Genomic DNA, 19,834 nt, shown 5'->3' with positions numbered 1-19,834 from the left:
TGAGCGGTTCACCCGCGGTGACGGGCGGAGGGTCCGGCGGGTCTCGGGGCCTTTCGGGCAGGGGCTCACGAGCGTCCGAGCGGCGTTCGGTCGGACGTTTGAAATGAGCCGTGAGTGCGTATAGTCGGAAATGTCGCACCTCCCAGCATTCTGCCGCCACAGCATGAGGTCAAGCCGGTGGATGATGCAGCAGACAGCGCGCGGGGCGCGCGTTCGGAGGCGAACTCCGGGCGTCACGCCGTGCTCTGCAATCAAGACGGTCAGTATACGATCTGGCCCGGTGACTTCACGGTACCCAGTGGATGGCGCACCGTGTTCGGGCCCGCGCGGCGCGACGAGTGCCGCGACTACGTGGACCGCGAGTGGCACCCGGCCGGGCTCGGCCACGGCGCGGCCCACGCCGGACCCGACGGCGCGAGACCGGCCCACGCCGGGTCGGAGTGCGCGGATCCGGACGGGCCGGCTGCGGCCCGCACGCCGGGCCGCGCCGGATCCACCGGAACCGTGCACGGCATGTTCCGGGCCCGTGCCGCGCACGCCCCCGACGCCCTCGCCGTCCTCACCGACGACGGCGACGCGCTCACCTACCGTGAGCTCGACCGCCGCAGTGACCGGCTCGCCGCCGCCCTGCGCGCCCGGGGCGTGCGGGCGGAGCGGGTCGTCCCGGTCTGCCTGGAACGCGGCGCGGACCTGGTGACGGCCTGGCTCGGCGTCCTCAAGGCCGGCGGCGCCTTCCTGCCGCTGGACCCGGTCCACCCCGAGCGGCGGCTGACCGGGCTGGTCGAGGACTGCGGGGCGGACGTGGTCGTCGCGGAGGAGGGGCGGACCTTCCCCGGGGTGCAGGTGCTCGGGGCCGACGCCACCGCACCGGCGGGCGCCGTCGCACCGGCCGGCGCCGCGTCCGGCGACCCGGTCCCGCCCGAGGACCCGGCCGCGCCCGGGGACCTCGCCTACCTGATCTACACCTCCGGTACCACCGGAACCCCCAAGGGCGTCCCGGTCACCCACCGTTCCCTGGTCTTCACCCTGGACCGGGTCGTCCGCGCCTACGGACTCACCCCCCGGGACCGCGTGCTGCAGCTCGCCGCCCTGGGCTTCGACACCTCGTTGGAACAGGTCTTCGCCGCCCTCACCGCGGGCTCCACCCTCGTCCTCGGCGGCGCCCGCACCTGGGCGCCCACCGAACTCGTCCACCGGATGAGTGAACTGGGCCTCACCGTCGCCGACCTCACCCCCGCGTACTGGCACCACGTGGTCGCGCTGCTCCCCGAGGGCGGGCCCGCCCCCGACGGGCTGCGGCTGATCGTCGTCGGCGGCGACACCGTGCACGCCGACGACTGCCGGACCTGCCTGGACCGGCTGCCCGGGGTCCGGCTGGTCAACGCCTACGGCGTGACCGAGGCGGCCGTCACCTCCACCCTCTGTGAGATCACGCCCGAGGTGCTGGCCGCCGGCACCCACGGGTCCGTCCTCCACCCGCCGGGAGCCGGCCATCCCTCCCCGGACGGCCATCCCTCCCCGGACGGTCAGTCTTCCCCGGACGGCCACCCCGCCCCGGACCGGCACCGCGCCGGCGACCGGCGCTCCGCCTCGGACCGGCACCCCGGCGGCATCGACGCGCCCGTGCCGATCGGCAGACCGCTGCCCGGTGTGCGGGTGCACGTCCTGGACGCCCGGCTCAGCCCGGTCCGGCCCGGCGAGAAGGGCCAGATCTACCTCGGCGGTCCCGGTCTCGCCCGCGGCTACTGGAAGTCGCCCGCGCTCACCGCCGAGGCCTTCCTGCCCGACCCCTACGCGGCCGTCCCCGGCGACCGGATGTACCGGACCGGTGACGCGGGCCGCTGGCGGGCCGACGGCCTGCTGGAGATCCTCGGCCGCTTCGACGACCAGGTGAAGGTCCGCGGCTACCGCGTCGACCCCGCCGAGATCGAGTCCGTCCTGGCCTCCCACCCGGACGTCCGACAGGCCCGGGTCGCCGCCGACGACGGCGACGACGGCGCCCACGTCCTCACCGCCTACTACACGCTCGGCGACCGGGGCGCGTCCGGCGCCCGGGCCCGGCGCCGGGAGATCCGCGCCTTCCTGGCCGCACGGCTCCCCGACTTCATGGTCCCCGCCGAGTTCGTCCTGCTCGACTCCATGCCCCTCACCCCGGCGGGCAAGATCGACCGGCGCCGACTGCCGCACACCCGGCCGCAGTTGCAGCGCCGGGACGGCGAGGGGGCGGACGGCGCCGCGGACGGCCTGCGCGCCTCCGCCGGGAACGGGAACGGCAGCGGCCCCGGCGCGGGCGGTGCGAGCGGCGGCAGCGGCGGTGGTGACAGCGGCGGCGGCAACGGGAGCAGCGGGACCGGTACCGGCGACGCCGTCGACGTCGGCGTCGGCCACCTCTGGTCCGAGCTCCTCGACGTCGAACAGGTCGGCCCCGACGACGACTTCTTCGACCTCGGCGGCAACTCCCTGCTCGCCATGGAGATGCTCGCCCGGGCCCGGATCATGTTCGGCATCGACGTCACCCGGATCCGCGGGCTCACCCGCTCGCTGCTCCGGGACGCCACCCTGCGCGCCTTCGCCGCGGCCACCCGGGCCGCCCGCGCGGGCGAGGACGCCCCCGGCGGCGGGCCCGCTCCCGGCCGCGCCGCCGTCGACTGGACCGCCGAGGCCCGGCTCAGCACCCCCGTCCGGCAGTCCTGGCACCCCGCGCCCTCCCGCGCCGAACCCACCGAGATCCTGCTCACCGGCGCCACCGGCTTCTGCGGCGCCCACCTGCTCGACACGCTGCTGCACACCACCGCGGCCCGCATCCACTGCCTCGTCCGGGCCCCGGACGAGGAACACGCGCTGGAACGCATCCGCGCGGCCCAGCAGCGGTTCCTCCGGCACGACCTGGCCGACCGCCGGGTGGTCCCGCTGGTCGGCGACCTCGCCGAGCCGCTGCTCGGTCTGACCCAGCACCGGTTCGAGGAGCTGGCGGACAGCCTCGACGCCATCCACCACCTCGGCGGCCAGGTCAACTTCATCTACCCGTACCAGCAGCTGCGCGGCCCCAACGTCGGCGGCACCCGCGAGGTGGTCCGGCTCGCCGGGCACTCGCGCGGCATACCCGTGCACTACCTCTCCACCCTCGCGGTGCTCGCCGGGTTCGGCGCGGCCGGCGTCCGCGAGGTGACCGAACGGACTCCGCTCGCCCACCCCGAGAAGCTCGCCGTCGGCTACGTGGAGAGCAAGTGGGTGGCCGAGCAGCTGCTGCACAACGCGGCGGCGGCCGGGCTGCCGGTCACGGTGATGCGCACCAACGACGTCACCGGGGACCTCGCCGGAGGCGTGATGAACACCGGCACCGAACTCTGCGCGCTGATCAAGTACATGGCGGAGAGCGGGAGTTACCCGGACGTCCGGCTGCCGCTCGACTTCGTCCCCGCCGACCGGTTCAGCCGCGCCGTCGCCCACATCGTCGCCCACGCCCCCGCCAACGGCGAGGTCTACCACATCACGTCACCGCGGCCTGCGGGCCTCGCCGACCTCGCCGACCGGCTCCGCGCGCGCGGCTACCCGGTGGACGAGGTGCCCTACGGCGAGTGGGTCCAGGGGCTGATCCGGTTCGCCGCCGGCCACCCCACCCACCCGGTGACCCCGTTCGTGCCGCTCTTCGTCGACCGCGCGCCGGGCACCGAACTCTCCATCAGCGAGATGTACTTCCGCCCGACGTTCCCGCTCTTCGACCGGGCCAACACCGACCACGCCCTCGCCGGAAGCGGCATCCAACTGCCCGCCGTGGACGGCGAACTGCTGGACCTCTACCTGACGCAGCTGACCGCCGAGGGCTTCCTCGTCCCGCCGCTGGGAGCGATGAGGTGACGGCGCCGGACGGCGGGCGGGCGACCGAACCCCCCTCGGCGGCGGGCCTGTTCGACGCCGTGGACGTCGCGCGGGCGCCCGCCGACGGGCCTGCGGCGTTCGGCGGCACGCTGGAGCCGGACGTGCTGCTGGCGGCGTACCGGCGCGGGCTGTTCCCGCTGCCCGCCGCCGACGACTACGCGAGCGCCTTCAACGAGGCCCGGTACGAGGACGCGGTGGCGGCGGGGGACGTCGTCCTGCTGCCGGGACCGGACCACCGGGACCCGTACGCGCTCGGCTGGTGGTCGCCCGACCCGCGCCCGGTGATCGCCCCGGAGCAGGTCCGCGTCGGGCGCAAGCTCTCCCGGTTGCTCCGCAACCGCCTCGGCTGGTGGACCAGCGCCGACCGGGCCTTCGAGGAGGTCCTCGCCGCCTGTGCGGAGGGGCGCGAACCCCCTTGGCTCACGGCCGGGTTGCAGGAGGCGTTGGTCCGGCTGCACCGGCTCGGTGCGGCCCACAGCGCCGAGGTCTGGGAGGGGGAGGAGCTGGTCGGCGGCGTCTTCGGCATCGTCACCGGTTCCGTGCTCAGCCTCGACTCGATGTTCCACCGCCGCCCCGACGCCGCGCGCGTCGCCGTCGCCGACCTCGCCACCCGCTTCGCCGACGCCGGCGGCCGGCTGCTCGACGCGCAGTGGGACTCCCCGCACGTCCGCACCCTCGGGGCCGCACCGGCCCCCCGCGCCCACTACCTCGCCGAACTCGCCCACCCGGCGCGGACGGAGCCCCTCGACACCGCGGCCCACCCGGCGGCCCGGCTGACCCCCCGGCGGCCCCGCCACGGCGGCGGCCACCGCGCCGGACCGGCCCGGTCCGCAGGCCCTGCCGGGTCCGCCGGGTCCGCGGGGTCCTCTCCTCGTTGACGGCGGGCATCGGCGGGCCGCCGGGGTGCCACGCGTCCAGGAAGGCCGGTTGGCGGCCCGGATCGACCGGCTCGACCTGCGCGCCGACCCGGTCCAGCCGGTGATGGACGAACGGACGCCCGTACGGGCAGACTCGCCACCCGCGCCGGCACGCTGGCCGACGCCCGACTCGCCCATCCGCACCGCCACCTGCTCACGCAGTCGCAGGGCTGGACGTGACGCCGTCCCGGGCGGCCGCCGCGTTCTGCGGCCGCCCGGGACGCCGGTGGGGACGCCGGTGGGGCCTCCGGGAGGGCGGCCCCGTCGTGCCGCCGCCCCGCGGTGCCGCCGGTTTCGACGCCACCGCGGTCGGGAACGGAAGCGACCATGCTGTCTGTCGTGGTGGCCCCCTGGGGCGGTGACCCGGTGTTCGCCCGGGCCGGGGACGAGCCGCACGACGCGGCGAGCACGATGAAGGTGGCCGTCCTGGCCGCGCTCCACCGCAGCGGGGTGGACCTGGACGCCCGCGTCCCGGTCGTGAACGCCTTCGCCTCGGCCGCCGGCGGCGAGTTCGGCAACGATCCGGACTGGGACAGCGATCCCGTCCCCTGGAGCCTGCTCGGCCGGACGGCGCCGCTCCGGCTGCTCGCCGAGCGGATGATCACCCACTCCTCGAACCTCGCCACCAACCTCTGTCTCGCCCGGACCGGCCACGCCGCCGTCGCCGGGGCCTGGCGGCGCGCGGGCGCGACGCACAGCTCCAGCCCGCGCGGCATCGAGGACCACCGGGCGCGCGACGCGGGCCTGCACAACCGGGTGACCGCCCGCGACCTGGTCCGCCTCCTCCAGTCCCTCGACGGCGAACCGGAGCTGCTGGCCCTGCTCGAACGCAACGCGTTCCGGGTCGACCTCGCGGCCGGGCTGCCGCCGGGCACCCGGGTGGCGTTCAAGAACGGCTGGTTCCCCGGGGTGCGGCACAGCGTAGGCCTCGTCCACCCGGACGACTGCCCGCCGTACCTGCTGGCCGTCTGCTACACCGGTCCGCTGGCCTCCGGGGCGGACGAGGCGGAGGCGGACCCGGCGGCCCGGCTGGTGGCCCGGATCTCGGCCGAGGTCTGGCGGCGCCGGCACGCCGTCACCCGGACGCCGACCGGCCCGGCCGGTGCGACCGGCACGGCCCCGGCGGCCCGCCCGGGACCGCCGTCGCGTTGACCCACGGCTCCGGCCCGGGCCCGGTGCGGACACACGTCCGCGCCGGGCCCGGGCCGGTCACAACCGGGGGAACGCTCAGTACGGCTGGACGAGGACGTGCGCGGCGCCCGGGATGCCGACCTTCAGCAGCTCGTCCTCCTCCGCGGTGGTCGGCGTGCCGGTCTCCTGCTTGAGGATGGCCCGGGACAGCGCCTGCACCCACATCGCGCGCGGCCGGCGGCGCTCCTCCCAGGCGGCCAGCGCGGCGGGCACGGTCTCGGCGGCGTCCAGGCTCTGGGCGAGCACCAGCGCGTCCTCGACGGCCATCGCCGCGCCCTGGGCCAGGTGCGGGGTGGAGGCGTGCGCGGCGTCGCCGGCCAGCACCACCCGGCCGACGTGCCACGGCTCCTCGACCGTCACCTGGGAGATCCGGGTGTACACCACGGTCGCCGGGTCGACGACCTGCGCCAGCGCCTCGGCGATCGGGCCGCCGAAGCCGGCCAGCCGCTCGCGCAGCTGCTCGTGGGCCAGCTCCGGGTCCGGCCGGAAGTCCTCGGCCTCGGCGAACACCGAGCCCAGGTACATCAGGTCCTCGCTGATCGGGGTGAGCAGCGCCTTGGCCTTGAGGTTGCCGGCGGACATCACGACGCCCTGCACCTCGGGCGAACGCGGCAGCGTGACGCGCCAGTTGGCGAAGCCGGTGTACTCGGGCGCGTAGGTCTCGCCGTACAGGTGCCGGCGCAGCGGCGAGCCGATGCCGTCGAAGCCGACCACCAGGTCGTAGCGGCTGCTCTGCCCGTCGGACAGGGTGACCGCCACCTCCTCGCCCTCGTCGACGAGTTCGGTGATCGTGGTGCCGAACCGGATGCTCGCGCCGGCGGCGGTGGCGGCCTCGTTGAGCACCTGGGCCAGGACCGGCCGCGGGATGCCGTTGTTGGAGGGCGCGTCGCCCATCCGGGGCTGCGGGATCTTCGCGACGGTGACGCCGGCCGGGTCGCAGATGGTCAGCACCTCCCACTCGAAGCCGGCCTTGACGCACTGCTCCAGCACGCCGATCTCACGCATCACGTGCAGCGCGTTGGACGGCTGGATGATGCCGACGCCCAGCGCCTCCAGTTCGTCGCGCAGCTCGACGACGTCGACCCGGTGGCCGCGCCGGGCGAGGGCGGTGGCCGCGGTCAGGCCGCCGATGCCGCCGCCGTGGACGAGTACGCGCAGGGGTGGGGTCATGACGGGTTCTCCAAGCGGAAGGGGAAGCGGGAGGGGAGGGGGGAGCCCGGCGGCCGGGGAAGGGGCCGGCGGGCGAAGAAACGTTTCAGCCGACCGCTGCGGCCGTCGAGAGGTCCATCAGATGGTCGACCAGGGCCAGCAGCAGGTCCCGCCCGTAGGTCCGCTCCCGCACGTCGCCGAGCAGCATCGGCACCTGCGGGTCCAGGTCCAGGGCGGCCCGGATCTCCTCCGGGCCGCGGGTGTTGTGGGCGTGGAAGCAGTTGATCGCCACCACGAACGGGATGCCCCGGCTCTCGAAGAAGTCGATCGAGGCGAAGCTGGTGTCCAGCCGGCGGGTGTCGGCGATGACGATCCCGCCGAGCGCGCCGTTCACCAGGTCGTTCCACATGAACCAGAACCGTTCCTGGCCGGGCGTGCCGAACAGGTAGACCACCAGCTCCGGATTGACCGTGATCCGGCCGAAGTCCAGGGCGACGGTGGTGGTCTCCTTGCTGTCGATGCCCGACAGGTCGTCGACGCCGACGCTGGCGCGGGTCAGCAGCTCCTCGGTGCGCAGCGGCGCGACCTCACTGACCGAGCCGACCAGGGTGGTCTTGCCGACGCCGAAGCCGCCGGCGATCAGGATCTTGACGGCGGCGGGGGCCGTCGTCGGGCCGTGGGAGGCCGGGCCCCCGGCGGCCAGGCGGTTCGGCCCCGCTGCGTGCGGTCCGGGGGAGGGGAGGGGTGCGGTCGGTGCCATGGTTCAGAGTCTCCGGAGTCCTTCGCGTACGGCCGTCAGCAGTCCGAGGTCCACGCCCCCGCTGACCCGGGCCACCGAGAGCGGCGGCCGGGCCAGCAGCAGGCCCTGCGAGATGAGATCGCCCAGCAGGATCTTGGTGACCGAGACCGGCAGGTTGAGGCCGGCCGACACCTCGGCGACGGCGGCCGGACGGCGGCAGCGCTCCAGGATCATCCGGTGCTCCGGCTGCAGCGAGCGCGGCCCGGACCGGGAGCCCCGGGCCAGCGCCTCGGCCGCCGGGTCGTCGACGGTGGTGAGCAGGGTGATCAGGGTGAGGTCGTCGCGCTCGGGCGCGACCCGGCCGCGGGTGATGGTGTAGGGGCGCACCATCGTGCCCGCGCCGTAGTCCTCGTCGTCGTCCTCGTCGGGCTCGCTCCAGTGGGGGCGCACCGGCGTCTCAGCCCCGGTTCCGGGCCGCGAAGGCGTCGAACTCGTTGCGGGCCGGGGTGCTCATCTTCTGGCCCACCTGCTGCACCAGGGTGTGCATGGCCACCGACATGACCTCGGCGTCCACCTCCTGGGAGGCGACCACGGCCAGGTGGGTGCCTTGGGCGGCGGCGATGATGAACAGCCAGACCTCGGCCAGCTCGACGATCACCTGGTGCACCGGACCGCCGTCGAAGAGCTGGCCGACGCCGCGGGCCAGGCTCTGCTGGCCGGTGGCGACGGCGGCCAGCCGCTCGGCGTCCGACCGCTCGATGGTCCGCGAGTGACTGACGACCAGGCCGTCGTCGGAGAGCAGGACGGCGCTTCTGGTCCCGGCCACCGAGTCGACGAGTCCGTCCAGCAGCCAGTCCAGGTCCTGGTGGGTGGCGATCGTACGGTTCATCACTGGTCTTCCGTCCTCGTGGTTCGGGGGTCCGCGGCGGGGAGGGCCCAGGGGGACGGGCCCGGCGCGGGAGTCGGGGGGCCGGCGTGGGCGGGGGGTGCCGGGGAGTCGGGGTACTCGGGACCCGTGCCGTCCGGGTCCGGCCCCTGGCCGCGCGCGGCGCGGGACTGGCGCTGGAAGGCGCCGATGGTCGCGCCCGACCGGCGGGGCGGACGCTGGAAGGGCCCCGCCGCACCGTCCTGCCCACCCTGCCCGACGAGCCCGGGGGCGTCGGCCTGCCCGCCGGCGGTGGCGCCGTGGTCGGCCCGGGGCTGCGGCGGGACCCGCAGCTCGGCGGCGAGGCTGGCCTGCCGGACGCGCTGCGGGAGCGGCGGCTGGCCGGTCTCCGGGGCGCTGAGCGGGATCGCGGAGTCGTACTCGCGCCGCTCCCGGCGCTCCGCGAGCCGGTAGTGGTCGGCGGGCCGGTACTGCTCGTCGGCGTACGGCGCCTCGGCGGGCGTCACCGTCGCGTAGGCGATGTCGGGGTACGCGGGGGCGTCGTACGGCGGGAGCGCGGCCTCCGGGGCACCGGCGTGGGCGGGGCTGCCGTGGGCCGGGGTGCCGTCGTAGCCGGGTCCGCCGTACGCGGGTGCCTGGTAGCCGGGCGAACCGTGCTCGACGGGCTGCTCCGCCTCCGCGGGCGTCACGTACTCGACGAGCGCGAACGCCTCGGCGGGCTCCGGCCGGGGGTTGCCGGTGAACCAGTCGGTGTCCGGGGGGACGTCGTCGTCGGTGAACGTCTTGCCACCGGAGTAGCCGCGGCCCTCGGGGTAGCCGCCCTGCTCCGGGTAGCCGCCCGCCTGGGGGAAGGCACCCTGGTCGGCGGGGGCGGCCTCGCCGGGGCCGTCGGAGGGGCCGGCGGCGGTGGGGGCCGTGGTCACGGTGTCGACGCTGTCGCCGAACGCCGCCTCGATGGCCGCGCGCCCCTCCTCGTCCTCGTCGACCAGGACCACCGGTCCAGCGGTCGGCACGGTCGGTGCGGTCGACAGAGCGGGCATCTCGGTCACCGAGGCCAGCACCGCGTTGCCGTGCGCGCCGCGCTGGCGGCGGGCGAGCGGGATCGGCTCGACCGGCACGGCGTCCGGCAGGTCGGCGTCCCCGTCGATGACGAGCTCGCCGGGGACGAGCACGACCACCCGGGTGCCGCCGAAGGCCGACGGCCGGAACTCCACCCTGATGCCGGTGCTCGCCGCGAGCCGGGCGACCACGTAGAAGCCGAGCCGGATGTCGTCGGCGCGGGCCAGCACGTCCATCCGCGGCGGGCTGGTCATCAGCGCGTTGGCCGCGTCGTACTGGTCCGGGTCCATGCCGAGCCCGCGGTCCTCGATCTCGATGGCGAGGCCGCGTCCGACGACTGCCGCCCGCACGTCGACCGGCGTGGGCGGCTTCGAGAAGGTCGCCGCGTTCTCCATCAGCTCGGCGACCACGTGGGCCACCGGTCCGACGGCGCGCTCCGAGAGCCACGGGTGGCCCTCGACGTCCAGCATGATCCGGCGGTAGTCCTGCACCTCGCCCTGGGCGGAGCGGAGCACGTCCAGCAGCGGGACGGGCTTGCGCCACTTCCGCTGCGGCTGGCCGCCGGCCAGGATGACCAGGTTCTCCTCGTAGCGGCGCAGGCGCGCGGTGAGGTGGTCGAGGTCGAACAGCCCCTCCAGCACCTCCGGGTCCTCGTGCTTGCGCTCCAGCTCGTCGAGCTTGCGCAGCTGCTGGCCGATCAGCAGCTGGGTACGGCGTGCGATCCGCTGGAGCAGCCGCTCGAAGCCGCGGTACTGCTCGGCCTGGCGGACGGACGTCTCCAGCGCGGAGGTGCGGGCCAGGTTGAGCGCCTGGCCGAGCTGCGCCAGCTCGTCGGTGCCGTTGGAGTGCGGTCCGGCCGTGATGGCCCGGCTCTCCGCCTCGACGTCGACCTGCTCGCCCTGCGAGAGCCGCTCCACCACCTCGGGCAGGGTCCGCTCCAGCTCCTGGGCCTGGCTCTGGAGCTCCTTGATCCGGCGGCGCAGCGAGCGGGTGAGCCGCCAGCTGGTGAGGACCACCGCGACGACCGCGAACAGGCCGATCACGGCGGTCAGCGCGACCCGGGTGAGCAGCGAGATGATCGAGCCCTTGCCGACCTCGACGACGCCCTCGGTGCGCGTCTCGATGGCCTTCACCAGCGCCGGGTTGACCTGGTCGAGGGCCTGTCGCCACTGGTCCTGGAGCTGCGGGAGCTTGACGCTGCCGCCGGCGTCGACGGTGGCGGGCCGGATCAGCGCCTGCTCGACGGTGGCCTTGGCCTGCCAGGCGGGGCTGTTGGCGAGCTGCTGCCAGGCACCCTGCTCGTCGGCCGGCACGTACGGGACGACCTGCACGGTGAACAGGTGGTCCTGGGCGCCGATGGCCTGCTGGAGCAGCTGGTAGTCGGCGGTGCTGAGCTTCCCGGAGGGCCAGCCGCGGGCCAGGATGGCGTCCTCGCGGGCCAGCATCTCCTTGGCCCAGAACGCGTTGACCAGGGTCTTGGAGATCCAGGTGACCTCGCCGTTGGCCACGTGGCTGAGCGCGGTGAACAGCCGGAGGTCGACGGCGATCAGGTCCGTGTAGTACGCGTAGACGGTCTGCTGGTCGACGGCGGACCGGTCGACGGCGGACCGCTGCTCGGCCAGCCTGCCGAGCGCGCGGCGCGCCTCGGCGACCGCGTTGCGGACGTCGGTGGGCGCGCTGTCGGCGGTCTCGCCGGAGAGCGCCTGGAACTTCGTGACGGCCTCGTCGGTCAGCTGCCGCTGGCGCTTCAGCTGGTCCGTGACGCTGCCGGGCCGGGCGAGCGCCTCGGCACTGAGCCGGCGCTCCTCCTGGAGGTTGTAGTAGACGATGTTGGAGGGCTGTCCCGCCTTCTGCGCCAGCAGTCCCTGGGCCGCCTGGCGTTGGAAGTCGAAGAAGGTCACGCCGCTGGTGACGGCCCAGAGGGCGGCCAGGGCGAGACTCGGGACGAGGGCGAGGACGAGCAGTGCCGTCCGCAGTGACAGGCGCGGACGCCTGCGGGGGGCCTTCGGCGTCGGGGGCCGCCGATTCGCACGCGCGCGCAGAACTGTCTCCTTGGGGCTGGCGGCCGGTCCGTGAGGGCCGGGCCGTCCGGGGCACGGTCTTTTGACGAGGCGATACTAGTCATACGGTGTGTTAGGAGTGAAAGCGCGTTCGATCTTCGGACGACGTGCACACACGTCCTTAACATGGCGTCAGTGTGCGGTTAACGTCCCGGCCGGGCGCCGGACGGTCCCTGCGGCCCGCCCCCGGAGGTGCCGCGGCCGTGTCCGCGGCCGTGCCCCGAATCCGTCCGGGATGTGCCCGATCGCGCCTCCGACCTGCCCTCCGACCCGACCTCCGACGACGTCCGACGTGCTCCGGCCGGCCCCGGTGCGGGCGCCCGGCAGCGGCGCGCGGCCCGATGTCCGTTCTGCGGAACCGAGTTGTCCGAGGCGGCGGATCGTGGTTACGGTACCCGCTATGCAGTCGTGGAGTCTCCTTCTCGGTGGCCGCAGCGGGGTCTGACCGGACCGGCACCCCGCTGCGGGGTGCCGTGCTGCCGGTCGTCGTCCGGTACCGACCGCGCGGAAACCGCGCAGCGAAGGACCCCCCGTGACCGCCCCAGGCACCGCTCCGCAGTTCCCCACCCTCCGCACCCCCGCCGGCCCCGTCCCGGCCGCCGCCCCCGCCTGGAACCCGCAGCGCGGCAGTGCGATGCCGTTCCACCGCTACCGCCCCGCCCACCGGCGCGTACCGCTGCCCGAGGCCACCGCCCGCGCGTGGCCGTCGCGGCGGATCGAGCGGGCCCCGCTCTGGGTGCCCGTCGACCTGCGGGACGGCAACCAGGCGCTCGCCGAGCCGATGGACCCGGCGCGCAAGCAGCGGATGTTCGACCTGTTCCTGGCCATGGGCTTCAAGGAGATCGAGGTCGGCTACCCCTCCGCCAGCCGGACCGACTTCGACTTCGTCCGCCGCCTCGCCACCACGCCGGGTGCGGTGCCCGAGGACGTCACCGTCGTCGTCTTCACCGCCGCCCGCGCCGACCTCATCGACCGCACCTTCGAGTCCGTCGAGGGGCTGCCCCGGGTCGTCGTCCACCTCTACACCGCGACCGCCCCCGTCTGGCGGGACGTCGTCCTCGGCCGCAGCCGCGAGGAGGTCCGGGCGCTGGTCACCGGAGCCGCCGAGCACATGGCCCGGCGGGCCGGCGACCGGCCCGGCCTGCGGTTCCAGTTCTCGCCCGAGGTGTTCAACCTCACCGAGCCGGACTACGTCCTGGAGCTCTGCGACGGCCTCACCGCGCTCTGGGACGCGAGCCCCGACCGCCCGGTCGTCCACAACCTGCCCGCCACCGTCGAGATCGCCACCCCCAACGTCTACGCCGACCAGATCGAGTACCTGCACCGGCACCTGGCCCGCCGGGACTCGGTGATCCTCTCCGTCCACCCGCACAACGACCGGGGCACCGGCGTCGCCTGCGCGGAACTGGCCGTCCTGGCCGGCGCCCAGCGGGTCGAGGGCTGCCTCTTCGGCAACGGCGAACGGACCGGGAACGTCGATCTGTCGACCCTCGCGCTGAACCTGTACACGCAGGGCGTCGACCCGATGGTCGACTTCTCCGACATCGACGAGATCCGGCGCACCGTCGAGCACTGCAACCGGCTGCCCGTCCACGAACGCCACCCCTACGTCGGCGACCTCGTCCACACCGCCTTCTCCGGCACCCACCAGGACGCCATCAAGAAGGGCTTCGCCCACCACGCCGCGACCGCCGCCGGCCTGGGCGTCCCGCCCGGCCTGGCCCCGTGGGACGTCCCCTACCTGCCGATCGACCCGGCCGACCTCGGCCGCGACTACGAGGCCGTGATCCGGGTCAACAGCCAGTCCGGCAAGGGCGGCATCGCCTACCTGCTCCAGGCCGGGCACGGCCTCGACCTGCCGCGCCGCCTCCAGATCGAGTTCTCGCGCGTGGTCCAGGAGTCGACGGACGACAGCGGGCGCGAGGTCACCGCCGACGAGCTCTACGCGCTCTTCCGGGCCACCTACCTGGACGCCGCCGTCGACGCGTCGTGGCGCACGGGGGAGACGGCCGGCGGCGCGCACTGGGCCGAGGTCACCCTCGACGGCACGGCGTTCCGGGGCGAGGGCAACGGGCCGCTGGACGCGGTGTCCGCGGCGCTCCGTGCGGCCGGGCACCCCGTCGACATCCTCCGGTTCACCGAGCACGCCGTCCGCACCGGCCCCGACAGCGACGCCGTCGCGTACGTGGAGGCCAGGATCGGGGGCGGTGGCAGCGCCGACGGCACGGACGACGCGGGGGACACCGGCGGTGCCGGGGGCGAGGTGGTCTGGGGCGTCGGACGGGACTCCTCCGTCCTGACCGCCGGGGTCCGGGCCGTCCTCAGCGCCGTCGGGCGCGGTCGGGCGCGTTCCGCGGGCGTCCGGCAGGACGGCGCGATGACGTCCTCCCTCCCCGCCCGCAGTCAGGCGGTCGCCGACGCCCTCGCGGCGGCCGGTCTGCCCGGCGAGATCCGGGTCCTGCCCGACTCCGCCCGTACCGCCGCCGAGGCCGCCGCCGCCCTCGGCTGCGAGGTCGGCGCCATCGCCAACAGCCTGGTGTTCACCTGCGACGGCGCGCCCCTGCTGGTCATGACCAGTGGCGCCCACCGCGTCGACACCGAGTACCTGGCCAGGCGGCTGGGCACCGGACCGATCACCCGGGCGGGCGCCGAGCAGGTCCGGGAGGCCACCGGCCAGGCCATCGGGGGCGTCGCCCCCGTCGGCCACCCCGCCCCGCTGCGGACCGTCGTCGACACCGACCTCGCCGGCCACGAGGTGCTGTGGGCCGCCGCGGGCCACCCGCACACCGTCGTCCCGATGACGTACGACGACCTGCTGAAGCTGACCGGCGGCACCCCCTCGGCGGTCGTCCCCGAGGAGCGGCGGGTGCTCTGACCCGTCCGGAGGTCCTCCCGGCCGCTGCCCGGCGCCGGGAGGACCTCCCCCGTCCCGTTCCGGCTACCAGACCTTGTGCAGCGTGAACAGGTCGGCCTGGAACTGCATCTGGACGGCGTGCGCCGCCCACCACCCGCCCTGGACGGCCACCCAGCTGCTGCTGTGCTGGGCCTGGAGCGCGACCAGGTCGGTGCCCGGGACCGGCTTGCTCCAGAACACCTGCCGCGTGGCCGTGCTGCACCCCTCGGTGAGGAGCCAGGCGCCGTCGCCCTCGTACCCGTGGTCGACGGCCAGGCACCACCAGCGCGCGTGGTCCTTGAGCTTGTAGAACCTGCTGCCGGGGTGGTCGGGGTCGGGCCGGCTGCAGAGCTGCCACTGCTGGACGGCCTCCCCGTCCCACGGGGCCTGGATGATCGAGCCGTGCTCGCCCCGCTCCTGCGAGACCTGGAGCACCATCCGCTCACCGCCGTACGTGTGCGGGGTGAGGATCCGGTACCCGCCGCCCTCGCAGCTGTAGCCGTCCATCGGGTCGGCCGACGCGGCCGGCGCCCCGACCGTCAGCAGCGCGCCGACGGTGACGGCCGCGCCGAGGACGGCACCGATGCGGCGGGCGGCCCCGCTCCTGCGCTTCGTCATGCTCTTCCCCTCCTGGTCGTACCTGCGGGTCGTCACTTGCACAGCTCCTTGCGGGCCGCGGCCCGGACGGTGCCGGCGGGCTCGGGCGACGGGCAGGAGACCGTGCCCTCCTCCGGGAAGTTGAAGGTCGTGTACTGGCCCGTGCCCGTCTGGCTCGCGTTGATCCAGTAGCCCGAGGCCGCGCCGGACCGGGCGCACAGGTACCGCGACCACTCGCCGTCGACCCGCAGGACGCCCCGGTAGATCCCGTAGTAGCCGGGCGCGTTCAGGTTGACGACCCGGCTCAGCTCCGTCGTCCGGGTACTGGTGCGCTCGTTGGCGACCTGGAACCCGACCTTGACGCCGACCTCGGACAGGGTGGACTTGTAGCCGGCGCTGAAGTCCGCGGTGTTGTTGATCTTCGTGGTGACCGTGTTCAGGACGCTGAGGCGCTGCGTCTGCTGGCCGGTCGTCCCGGGCGTGATGTTGAACGAGGTGAACTCCGTGATCACCGGGGTGATCGTGGCGGAGGTGATGTCGTCCCAGACGCTCTCGATGTTGGGGTTGCAGGTGGCCCCGGGCGGCGGGGTGGCGTGGGCGGGCGCCGCGCCGAGCCCGAGGCCCGTGACCGCGAGGACCGCGGCGAAACCCGTGGTGAGGCCCGTGGTGAAGACGGCCCGCCGACGCTTGGGGGCGGGAGACGTGATGGTCATGCGGAGATCCCTCCGGTAGGGGGAACGGTCCCGAACTGACTACCGGAATCCTCGGGTGCACCCCGGCACGGCTTCCATCCCAGCAATCTGGAGGGGAAGCCGCACCGGGGCGGCGGCGTTCCGCTACGCGATGCCGAACGGCGCGGCCCAGCGGGCCGTTCCGGACGGCAGCGGGTGGCGCTCGGCGTCCAGGCTCAGGGCCATCCACGCCTCGTCGGGCGCGTCGAGGGTGGTGCCCGGAGGCGGCGCACACCGTTTTCGGGCAGCCCGGGCAGCCCGGGCCGAAGACCTGCGCCAGGGCCGTTCGCGCCGCCACCCGCCCGTCCCGTGCACGCCCTGGCACCCTCAGCGGGAGACCCGGCTCGCCGGGCGCTGCGCGACGGCCAGCGAGACGGCCTCCAGCGCGCTGGTGAACGAGACCTCGCTCAGTACGCCCGGCGCCGCCACCTGGTCGCCCACCAGGTACACGCCGTCGCCCCGGTCGACGGCCGGGCGGTCGCGCCAGCAGGTACCGGGCAGGTCCACCGCGCCGGTCCGGCCGCCGGCCACCGCCGTGCGCCGCCACACCACGCGCTCGCGCCAGCCGGGGAAGCCCAGGTCCAGCACCCGTTCGGCCCGGGCGGTCCCGTCCTCCTTCCGCCCGCCCGGGGCGAGCGGGAACTGGGCCTGGATCAGCTCCTCCCCGGCAGGCGCCAGACTCCCGTCCTGTGCGGTGAACCGCTCCACCCACCCCGGGCCGTCCAGGTCCGAGACGAAGAACGCGTCGCCGCGCCGCGACCGCACCGCCAGGTCGAGCAACAGCGTCCGACCGCTGTGCCAGACCAGGCCGTCGTCGCCCAGCAGCCGCCGCGCCGAGTCCAGGGAGGTCGCCACGATCACCGGGCCGCCCCCGACCGGAAGGTCGTCCACCCGGGCGCCCGTCTCGATCCGCACACCCAGCTCGCGGGCCCGCGCCGCCATCCGGTCGATCACCGACTGCCAGCCGCCCACCGGGTACCGCGCCTCCGGCAGGAGGCTCGCGGACCGGCGGAGCCGCTCCTGGACGAACGCCGCCGACAGCAGCCCGGGGTCGTGGTGGAACGTGGCGACGGCCACGAAGTTCGCCGCCGCCCGCGCGGTCCGCTCACCCGCCACCTCGCTCGCCCAGCCCAGGAAGGTCCGGCCCACCGGGGCCCCGCGCCGACGCGCCAGCCGCGTGAGCCCGACCGGCGGCAGACGGTGCAGCCCGCCGTCCCGGTGGTAGCGCATCCGCAGGGCCTCCGCCGCCGGGATCCGGGCCAGTGGCCCGACCAGCCCGCGCTGCCGCAGCCACGTCCAGTGCGGCCCCCGGCGGTAGAACGCGTGCGGGCCCTCGTTGGTCCGGTACGGCGCCTGCGCCGTCCGGGCCCGCCCGCCGAGCGTTCCGTGCGCCTCGTGCAGGGTGACCGCAGCCCCCGCCTCGGCCGCCGAGATCGCCGCCGTCAGTCCGCCGAAACCGCCGCCGACGACCGTGATGTGCTGCGCCATGTCCTGTGCCCCTCCGGGTGCCGGGCGGCCGCTTCCGGTCGCCGTCGCCAAGGGGACGGAGCAGCCCGCCGGAATGTGACAGCCGATCCGCAGAGGACTGCCCCGGCCCCGTCCCGCCGCCCGGCTGCTCCGCTCCGGCGCTGCCGGCGGCACCGCCGGACCCGGCGCCCGGGAGGCGGGGTGGGCGGCTCTCTGAAATCCTGGCCGCGCCGTACCGCGGTGCCGCCGTACCGCAGTACCCGCAGCACCGCAGTGCCCGACCGCACCCCGCGAGGAGCCGGCATGTCCGGAATGTTCGACACCAGCGTCGAGGTCGACCGGCCGGTGGAGCACGTCTTCGCCTACCTGGCCGACGGCCGCAACGACCCGGAGTTCAGCCCCCGGGTCCAGTCGATCGAGAAGACCCCGGACGGCCCGACCGCCGTCGGGACGGTCTTCCGCAGCACGGTGAAGGACGCCGGGGTGAAGACCTCCCGGGAGTTCCGCATCACCGCGCTGGAGCCGCCGCACACGATCCGCTGGACCGAGCAGAGCAAGAACCTGATCACCGCCGAGGGCGGCTACGACCTCGAACCGCTCCCGGGCGGCGGCACCCGGGTCCGGATCTTCAACGAGCTGGACGGCCACGGGCTCGGCAAACTTCTGGTGGCCCCGGCGCTGCGCGCGGCCCGCAAGGACGCCCCCGACTTCGGCCGCCGCATCAAGGCCGCCGTCGAGCGGTCCTGACCCCCTCGGGCCCCGCGGCCCCCGGGCACGCGGGGCGCGGCGGGCAGGTGGGTCCGGTGCCGGGCCGGCCGCTCAGGACGCGGCGTGGAGGGACGGCGGGGTCGAGGACAGCCCGGCGCGGTGGGCGAGGGCGGCGGCCTCGCCGCGGGAGCTGACGTCCAGCTTGGCCAGGATGTTGGCCACGTGGAACTTCACCGTCGACTCGCTGATGTGCAGGGCCTGGGCGATCTCCCGGTTGCGGCGGCCCTGGGCGAGCTGGTCGAGGACCTCCAACTCCCGCGGCTGAAGGCCCTCCAGGGGATCCACCGAGGTGACCGGGGCCGCCGCCACGTTCAGCGGCAGGTCGACGGTGACCGTCGTGCCCCAGCCGGGGACGGCGTCGATCGTCAACCGGCCCGCCAGGGCGGCGATCCGGTCGGCGGTGCGGTGGACGGCGAGCGCGTCGGGGGTGAGCAGCCCCGGGCCGTCGTCCCGGACGACGGCGCGCAGCGTGCCGTCCACGAACTGCCAACTCACGTGCAGGCGGCCCAGACCGTCCTGCTCCAGCATGGCCAGCACGGTGGAGCGGACGGCCGCCCGCGCGGTGTGCGCGGTGTCGGCGGGGACGGACCGGTCGCCGGCCGTCGGCGCCAGCAGGTCCAGCCGGACCGGACTGTGCCGGAGCAACGGCCTCAGCACGTCGGCGAGTCGGGCGAACGCGGTGGCCGCGGGCTCCTCGCTCAGCTCGCGGTCGAGGTCGGCGGCCCCGCGCAGGTCGAGCAGGGCGGTGACGGCCAGGTCGGTGGCACTGCGCCGGGCGGTGGCGTCGTCCAGGGCGGCGGCGCGCAGCGGCGCGAGGATCGCCGAGAGCGCGGAGGCGTGCGCACCGCTCAGTTCGGCGATCGCGCGGGCCCTGGCGGCGGCCGAGGCGCGGGAGGCGGCGGCATGCGCGGGGGCGGCGTCGATGGCCCGGTGGTGGGAGTGCGTGGTCACCAGCTCCCAGAGCTGCTGGAGCAGGGCGAGCGGCAGCTCGGGCAGCGGGGCGAGGGGCCCGGCGGTCGCCCGCACCAGTACCAGCAGCGCGCCGTTGCTGCCGGCCGGTGCCGACGCCACCGCGACCGCCGGCCGCGACCGCCCGGCCAGGACGGCCTCACCCTGCCACGGCCGGCCCGGCGGCACCGCCTCGGCGACCCGGGCCAGCTCCGGGCTGGTGATCCGGGTGGACAGTTCCTCGGGGCCGAAGGCGCTGGCCGGTGAGTAGGTGCAGACGCCGCTGAGCTGGGCGAGCGCGACGTGCGGGACGAGGTCGGCGGTCACCTCCGAGAGCCTCGGCATGATCGCCGGCCGGGGCGTGCGCAGCACCTCGACGACCCGGGCCAGCGCGCCCTCCGGCCGGTCCCAGGACCACGCGGCCCGCTCGCCGCCGGGGGCCCGGTCCATCGTCCGGGCGGGGTTCGTCGACCGGGTCTCGGCCGTTCGGACCGGTGCCGCCGTCCGGGCCCGGCCCGTTGCGCGTGCCTGTTCCACCATGCCGTCCAGC

At 75.3% G+C, this 19,834-nt stretch carries 14 protein-coding genes and 1 pseudogene; 6 read left to right on the top strand and 9 right to left on the bottom strand.

Translation table 11 applies throughout. The features are described from left to right. Window positions 1–114: 114 nt before the first annotated feature. From ACFWIC_RS11145 to ACFWIC_RS11135, 3 genes are all read left to right on the top strand, one after another. Window positions 115–3,858 (top strand): thioester reductase domain-containing protein, encoded by a 3,744-nt coding sequence (locus ACFWIC_RS11145; protein ID WP_380517816.1) that lies wholly within the window; start codon window positions 115–117, stop codon window positions 3,856–3,858. Further along, window positions 3,855–4,757 (top strand): leucyl/phenylalanyl-tRNA--protein transferase, encoded by a 903-nt coding sequence (locus tag ACFWIC_RS11140; protein WP_380517814.1) that lies wholly within the window; start codon window positions 3,855–3,857, stop codon window positions 4,755–4,757. The genes ACFWIC_RS11145 and ACFWIC_RS11140 overlap by 4 nt, the downstream gene beginning before the upstream one ends. Window positions 4,758–5,123: 366 nt before the next feature. After that, window positions 5,124–5,948, top strand: a complete 825-nt coding sequence (locus ACFWIC_RS11135; RefSeq protein ID WP_329950881.1) for a serine hydrolase — start codon at window positions 5,124–5,126, stop codon at window positions 5,946–5,948. A gap of 75 nt (window positions 5,949–6,023) precedes the next feature. Here the strand turns inward: ACFWIC_RS11135 and ACFWIC_RS11130 are convergent, their stop codons facing one another. From ACFWIC_RS11130 to ACFWIC_RS11110, 5 genes are all read right to left on the bottom strand, one after another. Further along, the gene (locus tag ACFWIC_RS11130) at window positions 6,024–7,157 is read right to left on the bottom strand and encodes an FAD-dependent monooxygenase (RefSeq protein ID WP_380517811.1); all 1,134 of its coding nucleotides are present in this window, start codon (window positions 7,155–7,157) and stop codon (window positions 6,024–6,026) included. Window positions 7,158–7,242: 85 nt separating this feature from the next. Beyond that, a complete protein-coding gene (locus tag ACFWIC_RS11125; RefSeq protein WP_329878286.1) occupies window positions 7,243–7,896 on the bottom strand; it encodes an ATP/GTP-binding protein in 654 nt (217 codons plus the stop codon). A gap of 3 nt (window positions 7,897–7,899) precedes the next feature. Next, window positions 7,900–8,325 carry a DUF742 domain-containing protein gene (locus ACFWIC_RS11120; RefSeq protein WP_380355415.1) on the bottom strand — a complete coding sequence of 142 codons (426 nt, stop codon included), beginning with the start codon at window positions 8,323–8,325 and terminating at the stop codon, window positions 7,900–7,902. Between the two features lie 7 nt (window positions 8,326–8,332). Next, window positions 8,333–8,764, bottom strand: a complete 432-nt coding sequence (locus ACFWIC_RS11115) for a roadblock/LC7 domain-containing protein (protein ID WP_329878284.1) — start codon at window positions 8,762–8,764, stop codon at window positions 8,333–8,335. After that, complete coding sequence (locus tag ACFWIC_RS11110) at window positions 8,764–11,721, bottom strand: nitrate- and nitrite sensing domain-containing protein (RefSeq protein ID WP_329950879.1); 2,958 nt, start codon at window positions 11,719–11,721, stop codon at window positions 8,764–8,766. Before ACFWIC_RS11110 ends, ACFWIC_RS11115 begins: the two co-directional genes overlap by 1 nt. A gap of 793 nt (window positions 11,722–12,514) precedes the next feature. Between ACFWIC_RS11110 and ACFWIC_RS11105 the strand changes: the two are divergent. Continuing rightward, window positions 12,515–14,221: pseudogene (locus tag ACFWIC_RS11105) on the top strand (2-isopropylmalate synthase); the annotation flags it as partial. 36 nt (window positions 14,222–14,257) lie between these two features. Next, a complete protein-coding gene (locus tag ACFWIC_RS11100) occupies window positions 14,258–14,755 on the top strand; it encodes a YbaK/EbsC family protein (protein ID WP_355401503.1) in 498 nt (165 codons plus the stop codon). A 63-nt stretch (window positions 14,756–14,818) separates the two neighbouring features. On the opposite strand, the gene ACFWIC_RS11095 is transcribed toward ACFWIC_RS11100, so the two are convergent. From ACFWIC_RS11095 to ACFWIC_RS11085, 3 genes are all read right to left on the bottom strand, one after another. Then, on the bottom strand, window positions 14,819–15,427 hold the full coding sequence (locus tag ACFWIC_RS11095) for an RICIN domain-containing protein (protein ID WP_380517806.1): 609 nt from the start codon (window positions 15,425–15,427) through the stop codon (window positions 14,819–14,821). Continuing rightward, complete coding sequence (locus tag ACFWIC_RS11090) at window positions 15,424–16,083, bottom strand: hypothetical protein (RefSeq protein ID WP_329950877.1); 660 nt, start codon at window positions 16,081–16,083, stop codon at window positions 15,424–15,426. Before ACFWIC_RS11090 ends, ACFWIC_RS11095 begins: the two co-directional genes overlap by 4 nt. A 345-nt stretch (window positions 16,084–16,428) precedes the next feature. Continuing rightward, window positions 16,429–17,589: an NAD(P)-binding protein gene (locus ACFWIC_RS11085; protein WP_380517802.1), complete on the bottom strand. Its 1,161-nt coding sequence runs from the start codon at window positions 17,587–17,589 to the stop codon at window positions 16,429–16,431. A gap of 282 nt (window positions 17,590–17,871) precedes the next feature. On the opposite strand from ACFWIC_RS11085, the gene ACFWIC_RS11080 reads away from it, so the two are divergent. Then, the gene (locus ACFWIC_RS11080) at window positions 17,872–18,315 is read left to right on the top strand and encodes an SRPBCC family protein (RefSeq protein ID WP_329878272.1); all 444 of its coding nucleotides are present in this window, start codon (window positions 17,872–17,874) and stop codon (window positions 18,313–18,315) included. A gap of 72 nt (window positions 18,316–18,387) precedes the next feature. Here the strand turns inward: ACFWIC_RS11080 and ACFWIC_RS11075 are convergent, their stop codons facing one another. Next, the gene (locus ACFWIC_RS11075; protein WP_380517798.1) at window positions 18,388–19,824 is read right to left on the bottom strand and encodes a LuxR C-terminal-related transcriptional regulator; all 1,437 of its coding nucleotides are present in this window, start codon (window positions 19,822–19,824) and stop codon (window positions 18,388–18,390) included. Window positions 19,825–19,834: the final 10 nt, after the last annotated feature.

This window comes from Kitasatospora sp. NPDC127035 (genome assembly GCF_042726075.1).
In the GTDB taxonomy this organism is placed as follows: Bacteria; Actinomycetota; Actinomycetes; order Streptomycetales; family Streptomycetaceae; genus Kitasatospora.
The sequence above is the reverse complement of the archived record's forward strand: the minus strand, read 5'-3'. Positions and strand labels throughout refer to the sequence as shown.